The organism is Pseudomonas sp. P5_109, from assembly GCF_034009455.1.
Classification (GTDB): domain Bacteria; phylum Pseudomonadota; class Gammaproteobacteria; order Pseudomonadales; family Pseudomonadaceae; genus Aquipseudomonas.
In genome coordinates, this window is sequence record NZ_CP125380.1 from 1,724,692 (window position 1) to 1,739,166 (window position 14,475).

17 protein-coding genes are annotated in these 14,475 nt (G+C 58.3%); 10 read left to right on the forward strand and 7 right to left on the reverse strand.

Translation table 11 applies throughout. The features are described 5' to 3' along the window. Positions 1-25 precede the first annotated feature (25 nt). Positions 26-793 (forward strand): LuxR family transcriptional regulator, encoded by a 768-nt coding sequence (locus QMK54_RS07635; protein WP_223591285.1) that lies wholly within the window; start codon positions 26-28, stop codon positions 791-793. A 268-nt stretch (positions 794-1,061) separates the two neighbouring features. Here QMK54_RS07635 and QMK54_RS07640 read toward each other — a convergent pair whose 3' ends face one another. The 4 genes from QMK54_RS07640 to QMK54_RS07655 all read right to left on the reverse strand — a co-directional run bounded on the left by QMK54_RS07640 (position 1,062) and on the right by QMK54_RS07655 (position 3,168). Next, entirely contained in the window at positions 1,062-1,739 is a 678-nt protein-coding gene (locus tag QMK54_RS07640) for a response regulator transcription factor (RefSeq protein WP_007984138.1), read from the reverse strand. Positions 1,740-1,746: 7 nt separating this feature from the next. Continuing rightward, positions 1,747-2,160 (reverse strand): translation initiation factor 2, encoded by a 414-nt coding sequence (locus QMK54_RS07645; protein ID WP_110658552.1) that lies wholly within the window; start codon positions 2,158-2,160, stop codon positions 1,747-1,749. Positions 2,161-2,270: 110 nt separating this feature from the next. Next, on the reverse strand, positions 2,271-2,570 hold the full coding sequence (locus tag QMK54_RS07650) for a YciI family protein (RefSeq protein WP_007984134.1): 300 nt from the start codon (positions 2,568-2,570) through the stop codon (positions 2,271-2,273). A 1-nt stretch (position 2,571) separates the two neighbouring features. Beyond that, entirely contained in the window at positions 2,572-3,168 is a 597-nt protein-coding gene (locus QMK54_RS07655; protein ID WP_110658553.1) for a septation protein A, read from the reverse strand. 87 nt (positions 3,169-3,255) lie between these two features. Here QMK54_RS07655 and QMK54_RS07660 point away from each other — a divergent pair, with 87 nt between their 5' ends. From QMK54_RS07660 to arfB, 9 genes are all read left to right on the forward strand, one after another. Further along, on the forward strand, positions 3,256-4,119 hold the full coding sequence (locus QMK54_RS07660) for a PHP domain-containing protein (protein ID WP_110658554.1): 864 nt from the start codon (positions 3,256-3,258) through the stop codon (positions 4,117-4,119). Between the two features lie 13 nt (positions 4,120-4,132). Next, the gene (locus QMK54_RS07665) at positions 4,133-4,762 is read left to right on the forward strand and encodes an L-threonylcarbamoyladenylate synthase (protein WP_103394698.1); all 630 of its coding nucleotides are present in this window, start codon (positions 4,133-4,135) and stop codon (positions 4,760-4,762) included. A gap of 60 nt (positions 4,763-4,822) precedes the next feature. Then, positions 4,823-5,581, forward strand: a complete 759-nt coding sequence (locus QMK54_RS07670; RefSeq protein ID WP_173862173.1) for a segregation and condensation protein A — start codon at positions 4,823-4,825, stop codon at positions 5,579-5,581. Between the two features lie 11 nt (positions 5,582-5,592). Then, positions 5,593-6,570: an SMC-Scp complex subunit ScpB gene (gene scpB, locus QMK54_RS07675; RefSeq protein ID WP_320402290.1), complete on the forward strand. Its 978-nt coding sequence runs from the start codon at positions 5,593-5,595 to the stop codon at positions 6,568-6,570. 264 nt (positions 6,571-6,834) lie between these two features. Next, positions 6,835-8,046 carry a 23S rRNA pseudouridine(2605) synthase RluB gene (rluB, locus tag QMK54_RS07680; protein WP_320402291.1) on the forward strand — a complete coding sequence of 404 codons (1,212 nt, stop codon included), beginning with the start codon at positions 6,835-6,837 and terminating at the stop codon, positions 8,044-8,046. A 917-nt stretch (positions 8,047-8,963) separates the two neighbouring features. After that, a complete protein-coding gene (locus tag QMK54_RS07685) occupies positions 8,964-10,385 on the forward strand; it encodes an amino acid permease (protein ID WP_320402292.1) in 1,422 nt (473 codons plus the stop codon). 142 nt (positions 10,386-10,527) lie between these two features. Beyond that, positions 10,528-11,028 carry an Hcp family type VI secretion system effector gene (locus QMK54_RS07690; protein ID WP_320402293.1) on the forward strand — a complete coding sequence of 167 codons (501 nt, stop codon included), beginning with the start codon at positions 10,528-10,530 and terminating at the stop codon, positions 11,026-11,028. Further along, on the forward strand, positions 11,015-11,692 hold the full coding sequence (locus tag QMK54_RS07695; protein WP_320402294.1) for a DUF4225 domain-containing protein: 678 nt from the start codon (positions 11,015-11,017) through the stop codon (positions 11,690-11,692). The genes QMK54_RS07690 and QMK54_RS07695 overlap by 14 nt, the downstream gene beginning before the upstream one ends. A 458-nt stretch (positions 11,693-12,150) precedes the next feature. Next, positions 12,151-12,564 carry an alternative ribosome rescue aminoacyl-tRNA hydrolase ArfB gene (gene arfB / locus QMK54_RS07700; protein ID WP_056853046.1) on the forward strand — a complete coding sequence of 138 codons (414 nt, stop codon included), beginning with the start codon at positions 12,151-12,153 and terminating at the stop codon, positions 12,562-12,564. Here arfB and QMK54_RS07705 read toward each other — a convergent pair. From QMK54_RS07705 to QMK54_RS07715, 3 genes are all read right to left on the reverse strand, one after another. Beyond that, on the reverse strand, positions 12,561-13,760 hold the full coding sequence (locus tag QMK54_RS07705) for an MFS transporter (RefSeq protein WP_320402295.1): 1,200 nt from the start codon (positions 13,758-13,760) through the stop codon (positions 12,561-12,563). The genes arfB and QMK54_RS07705 overlap by 4 nt on opposite strands. A 99-nt stretch (positions 13,761-13,859) precedes the next feature. Beyond that, a complete protein-coding gene (locus tag QMK54_RS07710; RefSeq protein ID WP_103394704.1) occupies positions 13,860-14,045 on the reverse strand; it encodes a hypothetical protein in 186 nt (61 codons plus the stop codon). Positions 14,046-14,119: 74 nt separating this feature from the next. Beyond that, on the reverse strand, positions 14,120-14,251 hold the full coding sequence (locus tag QMK54_RS07715; RefSeq protein ID WP_008051162.1) for a hypothetical protein: 132 nt from the start codon (positions 14,249-14,251) through the stop codon (positions 14,120-14,122). Between the last annotated feature and the right edge of the window lie 224 nt (positions 14,252-14,475).

The window sequence follows — 14,475 nt, forward strand, 5'->3', positions numbered from 1 at the left end:
TTTCTATGTGTGGCAGGGACTCGGCGTGGATGACTTAAATATATATAGAAAAAAAGATGTACTCCTGAGGATTAACTTCAAACCGGTATTGGATGATTTCTCCGTATTGGCCAAGGATTTGCATCGGAGTGACTGGGAAAGGCACTTGCGCAAGGTGCTGCATCGAATCGGCTATGACAGTTACTTGCTTAGCCTAGGTTCCTCTACAACGAATGACCCTTTCAATAGGATTATGACGACTTACCCTTCTGATTGGCTAAGACGATACAAGGATGAGAACTTTATTCAGGTGGACCCGATAATAAGGCATTGCCGTCACCATTTTGTACCGCTTGTTTGGGTGGACGCACGGAGGCAGGCGCGGAGCAGGACCAACGAGTTCTGGAAGGCGCGTGAGGAGTACGGCCTTTTACAAGGGGTTAGCATTCCTCTGAGGTGTAACGAAATGGTCGGGTCACTCAATGTTGCTCACTGCATGAATTCTACAGATGAATTTGACGATGGGTTGGATGCCCCCTTAGGGAAGCTGTTCATGCTAATTCCGTTTCTTTTGGAAGGTTCACAGAAGCACCTGATAAAACCAGGCGAGAAATTCTGCAGCTTGACCCTGCGAGAGTCTGAAGTACTGAAATGGTCCTGTGTGGGTAAAACGACTTGGGAGATGAGCTGCATCTTGGGCTGCTCGGAACGCACCATCAATTTTCATATTGCCAATGCGAGTCGAAAACTAGGCTCTTTTAGCCGCCGGCAAGCGGTAGGCGTGGCTTTGGCGCAGGGATTGATTTCACTGTAGCAAACGATCATGGTGCGGCTGTTCATTTCAAATCGAATTTGATAGCAGACACCATGTATTGCAGTGAGAAAAAAGCGAAGGTGACCTGGTTTTTTTGTAAACGGTCAACTGACAGGAAGCTGCTCATATGACCGGAGACACTCATACACAAGTTTGAGGTCTCGCAGATCAGTCAGATGTGAAGTGGGGTGCTGACTTACGTCAAAGTAGTCAGGCGAAGGCTGTTTTTCGCGGCGGCTCTGAACCCCCAACGGTATCGATTTCGGATTCAGAGGCTGTAGTAGTAACCACGGCTGCGCAGCGCAACGATGCGCGGCCGGCCGTCGGGGTGCGGGCCGATCTTCTTGCGCAGATTGCTGACGTGCATATCGAGGCTGCGGTCGTACAGGGTCAGCTTGCGACCGAGGGCGATCTGCGCCAGTTCCTGTTTGTCCAGGGGCTCGCCGGGCTGCTTGAGCAAGGCTTCCAGCAGGCGGCTTTCTGAGACGGTGAGGGTGAACTCTTGCTCGTCGATGCTGACCACGCCGCGCACCGGGCTGAAACACAGGTCGCCCAGTTCCATCTGGCTGGACACCGCTGCCGGGTGGCTACGGCGCAGGACGGCGCGCAGGCGGGCGGTCAGTTCCCGTGGATCGCAGGGTTTGGCCAGGTAATCGTCGGCGCCGAGTTCCAGGCCGAGGATGCGGTCCAGAGGCTCGCCCCGGGCCGAGAGCATCAGTACCGGCAAATCCGGGTGATCGCTGCGCAACTGCTTGAGTAATTCCAGGCCGCTGCCATCGGGCAACATCACATCCAGCACCACGGCCGCCGGGGCCGTTTCGGCCAGTGCGCGGCGTGCGCTCTGACCGTCGTGACAGGCACGTACCTGAAACCCTTCCTGGCTCAGCCAACTGCTCAGGAGCTCACACAGCTCCTGGTCATCATCAATAAGTAACAGCTCGCTCATGACTCACTCAATTTAGCCATTGTCGACGTTTTCGACTTGCTCCACTGGCGAAGATACCGCAGAGCAGAGCCAATAGCGCTACCCCGGCGCCAATGACAAACCATTGTTGCTGGTCGGTCAGCAGGCGCGGCAGGGGGCTGCTGGCCTGGGCTTCCTTGAGTTGCAGCTTCAAGCGCTGGTTCTCCTGGCGCAACCGGGCCAGCAGCGGGCTTTCGCGTTCGCCATCGGCAGTTTGTAATTGTTTGCTCAGTTCTTCCCGTTGCCGTTCACTTTCTTTCAAGCGTTGCTGCAGTTCGGTGATCTGGCTGCCGGCGCTCAAGGAAAGCGGCGTCGAGTTTCCACCCTCGGCGTAGTCTTCACCGTGGGCGGGCGCCACGATCGATAACGTGACCAACATCAGGCACAACGGACCTTTGCGCATGGCGACTCCTGGTTCCAATACGAGTATTGGAAAAGTTGTCGGCCGGCAAACGAGAATAATGAGCGATTGAGAACGCGATGAACCGATATGGTTCACCGCGTGGGAGGGAATTACGGCAGGACTTGCTTGAACGGCTTGACCAGAACGTTGGCGTAGACGCCCGCGGCGATGTACGGATCGGCGTCGGCCCAGGCCTGGGCGGCGCTCAGGGAATCGAATTCGGCGACGATCAGGCTGCCGGTGAAACCCGCCGCGCCCGGATCATTGCTGTCGACCGCCGGGTGTGGACCGGCCAGAACGATGCGACCTTCGCCCTTGAGCACTTGCAGGCGCTCAAGGTGTGCAGGCCGTGCGGCCAGGCGGGCTTCCAGGGAATTGGCGACGTCTGTGGCAATGATTGCGTAAAGCATGTCAGTCCTCGGTTTTTGGCGTAGTGGTGTCGGCATCGTGCAGATGGCGGGACAGGTAGATACCCTGGCCGACCAGGAACAGCAAAGTCATGCCCAGGCTGCCGAAGACCTTGAAGTCGACCCAGTAGCTCTGGAAAGTGAACGCGACAAACAGGTTGGCGGCACCGCAAAACAGGAAGAAGACGATCCAGGCGATGTTCAGGCGCGTCCAGACCGGCTCCGGCAAGGTCAGCGCGTGGCCCATGATGCGTTTGATCAGCAGGCTGTCACCGACGAAGTGGCTGCCAATGAACGCCAGGGCGAACAGCCAATTGACCACCGGGGCTTTCCACTTGAGGAACGTTTCGCTGTGGAACGCCAGGGTCAGGCTGCCGAAGACCAGGCAGGCGATCAGGGTCAGCCACTGGCTTTTCTCCAGCTTGCGCTGTTTGATGAACAGCGTGCCGTAGACCACCAGCGAACTGATGATCAACATCGCGGTGGCGCTGTAGATACCGCCTACAGTTACCTCGTGGCCGAGGATGTCGACGACCCTTGGATCGAGTTTGAAGACGATGAAGAACAGCAGGAGCGGGATGAAATCGATGAATTGTTTCACAATGGCAGCCAGAAGCAGGATGTGGCGGCATAATAACAAACATATGGGCGCGCGATAGCGCCAGCTGATTTGAGGTTACAAAGCCCCGTGAATGTTGATTTGCACTGCCATAGCACGGCCTCCGATGGCGCCCTGGCGCCTGCGGTTCTGGTGGCGCGGGCGTTCGAGAAAGGCGTGCGAGTCCTGGCCCTGACCGATCACGACACCCTTGAAGGCCTCGACGAGGCCCGCCAGGCGGCCACCGCGTTGGGGATGCAACTGGTCAATGGCGTCGAGCTGTCCTGCACCTGGGGCGGCGCGACCATTCATGTCCTGGGCTACGGTTTTGACGTGAATGCCGCACCGTTGGTCGAGGCCATCGCCAGACTGCATGATGGCCGCTGGCTGCGCTCCGAGGAAATCAGCCGCAAACTGGCGCTCAAAGGCATGCCGGGGGCGCTGGAGGGCGCCCGGCAGATCCAGCAGGAGCTGGGCGACAGCGGCAACGCGCCGGCCCGCCCGCATTTCGCCGACTGGATGGTGCGCGAAGGTTTCGTCAAGGACCGCGCCGAGGCGTTCCGAAAATGGCTGGGCGCCGGCAAGCTTGGCGACGTCAAGCAACACTGGCCGACCCTGGAGGAAACCGTCGAAACCCTGCGCGCGGCCAAGGCCTGGGTCAGCCTGGCGCACCCCTGGCACTACGAATTCACCCGAAGCAAGCGACGTCGCCTGATTGCCGACTATATTCAAGCAGGGGGCCACGCCATCGAAGTGGTCAATGGTTACCAGCCTGCCGAGCAAGTGGGCAGCCTGGCCATTCTCGCTCGCGAATTCGGTCTGCTGGTCAGTGCCGGCAGTGATTTTCATGGCCCTGGAGGCTGGTCGGAGATCGGTGAATACCGGCCGCTCCCGGAGGATCTGCCACCACTATGGTGTCGATTCAAACATGACCCAATTATTGCCGCCGTCTGAACAGGTAGAGAACGTGAGTCAATTTTTCCAGATTCATCCGGAAAACCCGCAAGCGCGCCTGATCAAACAGGCCGTCGAGATCATCCGCAAGGGCGGGGTGGTGATTTATCCCACGGACTCTTCCTACGCCATTGGTTGCCAGATCGGCGACAAGGTCGCCGTGGAGCGCGTTCGGCGCCTGCGGCAGCTGGATGAAAAACACAACTTTGCGTTGATCTGCTGCGACCTGTCGCAACTGGGCCTGTTCGCCAAGATCGACACCGGCACGTTCCGCATTCTCAAGGCCCATCTGCCGGGGCCGTATACCTTCATCCTCAATGCCACCCGCGAAGTGCCACGACTGTTGTTGCACCCGAAGAAACGCACCATCGGCCTGCGCGTGCCGAGCCACCCGATTGCCCTGGCGCTGCTGGCGGAGCTGGGTGAGCCGTTGATGAGCGTGACCCTGATCATGCCTGGCGATGAAGATCCGTTGAGCGACCCGCATGAAATGCGTCAGTTGCTCGAACACCAGGTCGATCTGATCATCGACGGCGGCTTCGGCGGGATCAAGGCGTCCACCGTGATCAACCTCGCCGACGGCGAGCCGGAAGTCATTCGCGTTGGTTGCGGTGACCCTGCGCCGTTCATGGTCGAGGCCTAGATGTCCGCAGTAGAACCCGTCGACAGTCAGGCCGGAGCCCAGCAGGAACTGCCCTTCGCCATGGTCTATGGCCAGGCGGTCATGGAAATGCCGCTGGACCTGTACATCCCGCCTGATGCCCTCGAGGTCTTCCTCGAAGCCTTCGAAGGGCCCCTCGACCTGCTGCTGTACCTGATCCGCAAACAGAACATCAACATCCTCGACATCCCGGTGGCGGAAATCACTCGCCAGTACATGGGCTACGTCGAGTTGATGCAGTCGGTGCGCCTGGAGCTGGCCGCCGAGTACCTGGTGATGGCCGCGATGCTGGCCGAGATCAAGTCGCGGATGCTGCTGCCGCGGGCCGAAACCGTCGAGGACGAAGAGGACGACCCGCGCGCCGAACTGATCCGCCGCTTGCAGGAATACGAGCGTTTCAAGGCCGCCGCCGAAGGCATCGATGGCTTGAGCCGCGTCGGTCGCGACGTGGTGGTGCCCAAACTCGACGCCCCGGAGGCCCGGGCACGCAAGTTGTTGCCGGACGTGCGCCTGTCCGAGTTGCTGCTGTCGATGGCCGAGGTGTTGCGCCGTGGCGACATGTTCGAAAGCCATCAGGTCAGCCGCGAGGCGCTGTCGACCCGCGAGCGCATGAGCGATGTGCTGGAACGCCTCAAGGGCGGCGGGTTCGTGCCATTTGTCGAGCTGTTCACCGCTGAAGAAGGACGCCTGGGCGTGGTGGTGACCTTCATGGCGATCCTTGAACTGGTCAAGGAATCCCTGGTCGAGCTGGTGCAGAATGAGCCATTTGCCGCGATCCACGTGCGAGCCCGAGCCGAATAACGAGTCGAAACATGAACCTGACTGAACCCCGTGACCTGGCACCCTTGCTTGAAGCCTTTCTGTTGGCCTCGGGAAAGCCGCAATCTTTGGAAAGCCTGTTCGAACTCTTCGAAGAGGGCGAGCGGCCGGAACCGCCGGTCTTCAAGAAGGCCCTGACGATTCTGGCCAAGTCCTGCGATGGCCGCGCCTTTGAACTGAAGGAAGTGGCCTCGGGGTATCGCCTGCAAATTCGCGAAAAATTTGCGCCCTGGGTCGGGCGTCTGTGGGAAGAGCGTCCGCAGCGCTATTCCCGCGCTATGCTGGAAACCATGGCCCTGATCGCCTATCGCCAGCCGATCACCCGTGGTGAAATCGAAGATGTACGGGGCGTGGCGGTGAACAGCAACATCGTCAAGACACTGATGGAGCGCGAGTGGATCCGCATCGTCGGCTACCGCGACGTACCCGGCAAACCAGCGATGTTCGCCACCACCAAGGCGTTCCTTGATCATTTCAACCTGAAAAACCTCGATGACCTGCCGCCGTTGGCCGAACTGCGCGAACTGGAACCGGACCCGGTGCTGGATTTCGACGACGCCCCGGTGCCGGCAGCCCTGCAAGAGTTGGCCGACGCCAGCGCCGAGCCGGAAGAGCCGAAGGAAGAAACCAGTTTCCACACGTTGTTGTTGGAACTGGACAGCATGGAGGAGGGGCTCAAGACCGACTTCGACGACTTGCTGCGTGATGGCGCGTCGCCTGAGTTCGATTCGGAGCAGTCGGTTATCGAGCCAGAAGTTGAAGCGGCAGAGCCCGAGCCCGAGCCTGAAGCGGAAATTGAACCGGAGCCAGAAGACGACATCCTTGGTGTCGCCGAAGCCCGGGAAAAACTGCTGGCCGCTGTAGCCGCCCTCGAACAACCGAAACCCGAGCCGGAACTGTCGGACGAAGAGGCCGAAGCCCTGGCCCTGGCTGAAGCCATCGAAGCCGAGCGCCGTGAGTTCGAAGACTGACCACAACCCTGTAGGAGCCGGCTTGCTGGCGATGCGGCCAACGCGGTGTCTCTGAGGGACCGCGGTGACGCCATCGCCAGCAAGCCGGCTCCTACAGAAGGTCGGTGATCGTCCGCGATCACCGGCCAGCGGAAAAACCAATAACCTTGCCTCGATCAGCTAGTCTCTGATGCGCAATCGCCCGCATGCGCGTATGATTCGCGACCCTTCGGCGATCCCTTCGCCCAAGTACCCAGTTTTCAGACCACACCGGGAGGTGCCCAGATGAGTATCAAAGACCAGAAAGACGACCAGGAAATCGGCCCAGCAGGCGAAAAACTGCAGAAAGTCCTCGCCCGTATCGGCGTCGGCTCGCGCCGTGACGTGGAAGCCTGGATCAGCCACGGCCGCATCAAGGTCAACGGCAAAGACGCCACCCTTGGCCAGCGTGTCGACATGCACGACGCCATCACCATCGATGGCAAGGTGATCAAGCGTGAAGAGGCCGCCGAATCGGTCCGCCGCGTGATCATGTACAACAAGCCCGACGGCGAGATCTGCACCCGTGTCGACCCGGAAGGTCGCCCGACCGTGTTCGACAAAATGCCAAAGCCGAAAGAAGGCCGCTGGATCAACATCGGTCGTCTGGACATCAACACCACCGGTTTGCTGATGTTCACCACCGACGGTGAGCTGGCCAACCGCCTGATGCACCCTTCCTACGAAATGGACCGTGAATACGCGGTACGTGTGCGTGGCGAAGTCGATGACGAGATGATCGAGCGCCTGAAGGCTGGCGTTGTCCTTGAAGATGGCCCGGCCAAGTTCACCGATATCAAGCAGGCACCAGGTGGTGAAGGCTTCAACCACTGGTACCACTGCGTGGTGATGGAAGGTCGTAACCGCGAAGTTCGTCGCCTGTGGGAATCCCAGGGCCTGGTGGTCAGCCGTCTGAAGCGCGTGCGTTTTGGTCCGGTGTTCCTCAACTCCGACCTGCCGATGGGCCGCTGGCGCGAAATGAGCCAGTACGAAGTCGACATTCTGAGTGCCGAGGTCGGCCTGACGCCGGTCGCGATGCCGCAGATGAACGCCAAGAGCAAAGACAAGCTGGACCGGATGCAGCGTAAATCCTCGCGTCCAATGGCCAAGACCGAGCGCGTGCGTACCCTGCGTCCGGCCACTGACGCGCCAGCCGCGCCACGAGCCAGCCGCGAACCGCAGATCGAAGGCGAGCGTCCAAGGCGCAAGCCAGTCGCGCGTCAGGACGGCGAACGCGGTCCACGTACGCCACGTCCGGCCAATGGTCGTACCGAGCGTGGCGAAGGTCGTGGTACGCCGGTAGCCGATCGCCCGGCCGACACCAAGCGCCCGGCCAAGCCTGCGCCGAAGCGTCCGGGGATCAAGCTGGTCGACGGTGACAAGCCATCGGGCAAGCGCCGTGGCGCACCGGCCGGTTCCGGCCAGCGTCCAGGCTTCGGTCGTCGCAAGCCGGAGTAATCGGCTGAGCGCTTGATAAAAAACGCCAACCTTCGGGTTGGCGTTTTTTTTGGGGGGCTTTCAATGGTTTGGAGTCCACTTCATTTTCAGCGTAGCCACGGTCCCTTGTAGGAGCCGGCTTGCTGGCGATGGGCTCAAGTGCACCGCGTTTATCCAGTTCATACGCGTTATCGGTAACGACCATCGCCAGCAAGCCTGCTCCTCCAGGTATTGCGTTATCTGTCTTCCCCGCGATAGCGCCAGTTGCCGCGCCGGGATGTCCGAAGTGGAAAGCTAAAATTACGCCATGTAAAGAAATCCTGACGAAATCCGCCGATTAACCCCGTGGATTCACCTATCCCCGTATGCCGTAAGAAAACGCTTACACATCAGCGCCTTCCTTGCGCCTTCCAACCCTCTAGCCCGCTTGTTTCAACACTCCATGCAGGGTGTTATGCGCGCCATGCCTGTCGTGCAGGTGCATAACAAAAAGGAGGCGCAATGAACGCCGCAATCCAACTCTATCTCTCTGCGAGAGGCGGTTTTCCTGCCTTTCCCGTCGATGATCCGCAAGGATCTGACCCTTTTTTTGCAGCCGCCCGAGCCTCTCGGGGCGGACACAGGCAATCCCGGCAATAGACACGCTTGTCCAGCGGGTCTGGCAGCAGGGGGTTACAGGTGTACAATGCGCCGCGTTTTACCTGTGACCTCCTGCGCATCTGCGCAACCCTCAAGGCTATCCGCCTTGTTCACTCCGCCGCGTCACGAGCGTGTCGGGTTCGATTTCGTCACAGATAAAAACAAACAGGTGACGCATGACCGTTGTAATTACGCTGAACTCCTGGTGCCTGCGCTGGGGTTTGATCGGTGCCGCTTAACGCCTTTCTTGAGCAGCAACGCCTACTGAACATCATCAAACCTTGCGTGAGACCCTTTTCATGAGTGGACAAAACCCGCAATCAGGCGAGCTGAAACGCGGCCTGAAAAATCGCCACATTCAACTGATTGCCCTCGGTGGTGCAATCGGTACCGGCTTGTTCCTCGGCTCGGCCGGGGTGCTGAAATCCGCTGGCCCGTCGATGATCCTTGGCTACGCCATCTGCGGCTTCATTGCTTTCATGATCATGCGCCAACTGGGCGAAATGATCGTCGAAGATCCGGTGGCCGGCTCCTTCAGCCACTTCGCCCACAAGTACTGGGGTGGCTTTGCCGGTTTCCTGTCGGGCTGGAACTGCTGGATCCTGTACATCCTGGTGGGCATGTCGGAGCTGACGGCGGTCGGCAAATACATCCACTACTGGGCGCCGGACATCCCGACCTGGGTCTCCGCAGCTGGCTTCTTCGTGCTGATCAACGCCATCAACCTGGCCAACGTCAAAGTCTTTGGCGAGGCCGAGTTCTGGTTCGCAATCATCAAGGTCGTGGCGATCGTCGGCATGATTGCCCTGGGCAGCTACCTGCTGGTCAGCGGTAATGGCGGCCCGCAAGCAGCGGTCAGCAACCTGTGGTCCCACGGTGGCTTCTTCCCGAACGGAATCACCGGTCTGGTGATGGCCATGGCGTTCATCATGTTTTCCTTCGGTGGCCTGGAAATGCTCGGTTTCACCGCTGCCGAAGCCGACAAGCCGAAAACCGTGATCCCGAAAGCCATCAACCAGGTGATCTACCGGATCCTGATTTTCTACATCGGCGCCTTGGTGATCCTGCTGTCGTTGACGCCGTGGGACAGCTTGCTGACCACCCTGAACGCTTCCGGTGATTCCTACAGCGGCAGCCCGTTCGTACAAGTGTTCTCGATGCTGGGCAGCAACACCGCCGCGCACATCCTCAACTTCGTGGTCCTGACCGCGGCGCTGTCGGTGTACAACAGCGGCACCTACTGCAACAGCCGTATGCTGCTGGGCATGGCCGAGCAGGGTGATGCGCCGAAGGCGTTGGCGAAGATCGACAAGCGCGGCGTGCCGGTACGTTCGATCCTGGCCTCGGCCGCCGTGACCCTGATCGCGGTACTGCTGAACTACCTGATCCCGCAAAATGCGCTGGAACTGTTGATGTCGCTGGTTGTTGCCACCCTGGTGATCAACTGGGCGATGATCAGCTACTCGCACTTCAAGTTCCGCCAGCACATGAACAAGACCAAACAAACGCCGCTGTTCAAGGCCTTTTGGTACCCGTACGGCAACTACATCTGCCTGGCGTTCGTGTTGTTCATTCTCGGCGTGATGCTGTTGATTCCGGGGATCCAGACATCGGTGTACGCGATTCCGGTGTGGCTCGTGTTCATGTGGGTCTGCTACGGCATCAAGAACAAGCGTAGTGCGCAACGCGTGTTGAATAGCGCTGCCCCTGCTGTGAAGTAAGCGCGTCTGGTTTCAACGATCAACCCGGCCATGTGCCGGGTTGATTTTTTCTGGATTCATACAGGAAACTCAGAAACAGCCTACAACCGATATTTTACTTTTTGTCTTAGTCTGCCTCTCCGAACACAAAGGAGGGGTGCGTATGGCCAGTCACAGCTACATGAGCATTACCGGAAAGCGCCAAGGTTTGATTTCTGCCGGTTGCTCCGGTCTTGATTCTATCGGCAACAAATGCCAGATCGGTCACCAGGATGAAATCATGGTGCTGGCTTATTCGCACGACATGCTCACGGGCAACGACGGTAGCGTGGCAGGTGGGCGCGGCAAGCACATGCCGATCATGATAACCAAAGGCATCGACAAGTCATCACCATTGCTGGCAAGTGCGCTGCATGAGGGTGAGGAGGTTGATTGCAAGATCAATTTTTATCGAACCTCTTCGGTTGGCGGCCAGGAACAGTACTATTCAATACACCTGTCAGGTGCGCGTATCGCTCATATCAGCTTGCAGGTTCCCCACGCGATTCGCATGAATGACGCTGAGCCGCAAGAGCTGGTGTCCATTCGTTACAGGGACATTGCCTGGGCGCATGTTCCAGGGGCTACCAGTGCCTATAGTTCCTGGGGGAATGAAGGTGAATGAGGACTCTTGCGATATTCATGATGTAACTAGATCGGCTTCCGATCTGGTTGCAGTTGGTTGCAGCATAGGCATGGTGCATATTCCTGATGGCTTTGCGCGACTTCGATTTGGCTCGATTGTCTCTGCCTATGTTGATGAAATAATTCAGGCGGTTGATGAAGGGGCTATTAGTGCGTGGCAAGCGGTGCAGGAAATAAGAGCCGAATATGAGGATTTATCGTCAAAGGCGCGTTTCTATCTTCAAAATGGTGTTGGGGTTGTGGCGGGGGTGATGCAGGTTAGGACAGGGGTTACGATTGCTGGAGCCTCAGGGGGATTCGGTGCGGTGCCGGGCGCACTCATGGTTGGACATGGCGTTAATAATATCTACGAAGGTTTTTGGAATATTTATAGCGGGCCGGACGCTCCAAGCACGGTTGGGCCTGTTAGGGATATCTATAGGAACATATTCGATGATAGCGAGGGGGACGTGCTTTACTACTCAGTGGACTTGCTTCTTTCTGCAGTCGGAGTGTTTAGGCCGGTGTCAAAGCCAGGATCGGTTGAGTTGTTCAGACGTGATCCAATTAATTATGAGAGGGCTTATCACCAGATGGGAAAATTGGCTTTGTCATTTGAGGTGTTGGTTGATGCTTTTACGATAAATTCGATGGTCGCAGAGTAGGTTTTGTAATCAGGAGGCTGCTGTTGTAGCGAGGCTTGGTACTATTCAGATCACGCCGCGCATTCTTGGAATGTAAAGCTTTAAACCAATGATCACGAGGATTATGTATGTTGTTAAATGGGCGATGTCTAGATGGTTTTGATCTATGTGAATTACTTTTTTTATGCCGAATACAATAATTCCGGCAGGCAGAACGGAACAGGCTAAAACTAAAAGCGTCACTGAGATGTGATATCGAATATTTTCAAGGTTCATTAGTCATCATATCCTGCTGATGCGAGCCCCCGAGATTAGTACCGCTATTCAAAATAAATCAATGTTTCTTCAGAAGGGTGAGAGCAATATTTGTAAATGAATTTGACTGAAGGCAATGCCCGGTTGCACCGGTTAGCCATGATGAACTGCAATTGCGAGCGACATTCGCGGTATCCTGAACACCCTGACTGCGGACCGTTTCCATGCTGGTGATTTCCAACAACGTGCATCTGCCGGATGCCGAGATCGAGTTGACGGCCATTCGCGCCCAGGGCGCCGGTGGGCAGAACGTCAACAAGGTCTCCAGTGCCGTGCACCTGCGCTTCGACATTCCGGCGTCGTCCTTGCCCGAGTTCTACAAGGAGCGGCTGCTGGCGCTGCGCGACAGCCGCATCACCAGCGACGGTGTGTTGATCATCAAGGCCCAGCAATACCGCACGCAGGAGCAGAACCGTGCGGATGCTTTGGAGCGTTTGGTCGAGTTGATCCAGAGCGCCACCAAGGTCGAGAAGAAACGCCGCCCGACCAAACCGACCCTTGGCTCGAAGACCCGTCGCCTTGAATCCAAGAGCAAGCGTGGCAACATCAAGGCCGGGCGCGGCAAGGTCGACTTCTAGGGCGTGTCCCGCGCTTCGCGTTGCTTCGGCGCCTGCCGGTACAGGTACAGGCTCAGCATCAAACCGCTGAGTGCGGCGAGGGCGGCGAACAGGAAGATCGATGCAAAACCAAATCCTGCCGCAATCGCACCGGCCAATGGTCCGGTAATGCCCAACGACAAGTCGATGAACAGCGAATAGGCACCGACAGCCGCACCACGGCTGGAGGCCGGCACCAGGTTGACCGCTTCCACTCCCAGCGCCGGAAACACCAGCGAAAAGCCGAAGCCGCTCAGTGCCGCACCCGCCAGTGCCCAATGGGCATCCGGTGCCAGCCACAGCAACAGCAAGCCGAGGGTTTCCACCGACAGGCAGGCGATGGCCACGCGAAAGCCGCCGAGGCGGTTGATCAGGTTGCCGAACAGCAGGCGCGCGCCGATGAAGCTGGCACCGAACAGGCTCAGGCACAGCACCGCGTTGTCCCAGTGTTGCGTGGCGTAATACAGGGTGATGAAGGTGGCGATGGTGCCAAAACCGATGGAGCCCAGGGCCAGGCCGCAGCCGTGGGGGAAGACCCGCCCGAGCACGTGCATGAACGGCAGGCGCTCACCGGCGACGATGGGCGCGGCGGTTTTCGGCCAGGCCAGCAGCAGGCCGAGCACGGCCAGCAAGACAATGCTCACGCCCATGCTCCACAAGCCCAGTTGATGGACGAGCAACACGCCCAAGGGCGCGCCGACGGCCAGTGCGCCATAGCTGGCGATACCGTTCCAGGAGATGACCTTGGCGGTGTTCGCCGCGCCGACCCGGCCGATGCCCCAGCCAATCGAGCCTGAGCCCACCAGGCTTTCCGCGCTGCCGAGTACCAGGCGACCGATCAGCAGGCTGATCAGGCTCAAGGCCGGCAGGCTCTGGGTCCAGGCCGAAATCAGCATGAATACACCGCTCAAGCCGCAACCGGCCAGGCCGTACATCACGGCCAGTTTACTGCCCTTGTTGTCGATGATCTTCCCGGCATAAGGGCGGCTAAGCAGGGTGGCCAGGTATTGCACGCTGATCACCAGGCCCGCGACCACGGCGCCGAAGCCCAGGTCGGTGTGGACGTAACCGGGCAATACGGCCAGGGGGATGCCGATATTCAGGTAGCCGATGAAGGTGAAAAGGACGATGGAGACGACTTGCAGCGTGACCGCCAGGGGGCGCTGGTTTTCAGGCATGGGTAAAGGTCCACGGTAAAGCAGGATAGATAGGCTGCTTATGATAGCGGTGTGGACGCTCGTTGGTTGTGAAAAAGTAAAACTATTTGCCGGGCGGCGTCATTCAGCTTTGACGGGAGCGACCAGTTGCGTGGTGACCAGGGCGGCCAGGGCGTTTTCCTGGGTGCCGAAGCGGGCGAGCAACGAGGCTTGTTTCTCGGGGGAGAGGCGATTCCAGATCTCGATCATTTTCTCGGCGGTGCCAATCAGGACGCTGGCCTGCGCTTCGCTGAATTCATCGGTCATGGATAGAGTTCTCGTTTCAGGCAGTGTGGAAAGCGCATGTTAGCGCTTTCCACACGGTCTGTACGGCGGGTGTTTCAGTCTTCTCTGTCAGCCTGGCGGCTGTCAGTGGCTTCTTTCGGCTCGGGCTGTTGGGCGCCGGCTTGTTGCGTGGTCGTCTGCTCAGGTACGTGCAGGCTTGGGAAGGGGAGATTGGGAATCTCGTGCATGGTTGCGCTCCTCGCTAAGTCTGTTGATAGATCTGGTAGATCCGCGCTTTAAAAAAGCCTGGGCAGGATACAGCACTGAAAATGACAAACGGACTTTTATATCCATTTGTTTCGACGGATGGGGTTGTATAGACAGATCCAGAGGGGGCAACACATAACAAATGTGGGAGCGGGCTTGCTCGCGAATGCGGTGGATCAGTCAGCTTTGAAGTCGACTGACACTC

Excerpts from the sequence above, each read along its gene's own strand:
- QMK54_RS07650 (WP_007984134.1), bottom strand. The coding sequence starts at position 2,570 with ATGCTTTACGCAATCATTGCCACAGACGTCGCCAATTCCCTGGAAGCC.
- QMK54_RS07705 (WP_320402295.1), bottom strand. The coding sequence starts at position 13,760 with ATGCCTGAAAACCAGCGCCCCCTGGCGGTCACGCTGCAAGTCGTCTCC.
- QMK54_RS07710 (WP_103394704.1), bottom strand. The coding sequence starts at position 14,045 with ATGACCGATGAATTCAGCGAAGCGCAGGCCAGCGTCCTGATTGGCACC.
- QMK54_RS07645 (WP_110658552.1), bottom strand. The coding sequence starts at position 2,160 with ATGCGCAAAGGTCCGTTGTGCCTGATGTTGGTCACGTTATCGATCGTG.
- QMK54_RS07640 (WP_007984138.1), bottom strand. The coding sequence starts at position 1,739 with ATGAGCGAGCTGTTACTTATTGATGATGACCAGGAGCTGTGTGAGCTC.
- QMK54_RS07685 (WP_320402292.1), top strand. The coding sequence starts at position 8,964 with ATGAGTGGACAAAACCCGCAATCAGGCGAGCTGAAACGCGGCCTGAAA.
- rluB (WP_320402291.1), top strand. The coding sequence starts at position 6,835 with ATGAGTATCAAAGACCAGAAAGACGACCAGGAAATCGGCCCAGCAGGC.
- QMK54_RS07695 (WP_320402294.1), top strand. The coding sequence starts at position 11,015 with ATGAAGGTGAATGAGGACTCTTGCGATATTCATGATGTAACTAGATCG.
- scpB (WP_320402290.1), top strand. The coding sequence starts at position 5,593 with ATGAACCTGACTGAACCCCGTGACCTGGCACCCTTGCTTGAAGCCTTT.
- arfB (WP_056853046.1), top strand. The coding sequence starts at position 12,151 with ATGCTGGTGATTTCCAACAACGTGCATCTGCCGGATGCCGAGATCGAG.
- QMK54_RS07715 (WP_008051162.1), bottom strand. The coding sequence starts at position 14,251 with ATGCACGAGATTCCCAATCTCCCCTTCCCAAGCCTGCACGTACCTGAG.
- QMK54_RS07690 (WP_320402293.1), top strand. The coding sequence starts at position 10,528 with ATGGCCAGTCACAGCTACATGAGCATTACCGGAAAGCGCCAAGGTTTG.
- QMK54_RS07670 (WP_173862173.1), top strand. The coding sequence starts at position 4,823 with ATGGTCTATGGCCAGGCGGTCATGGAAATGCCGCTGGACCTGTACATC.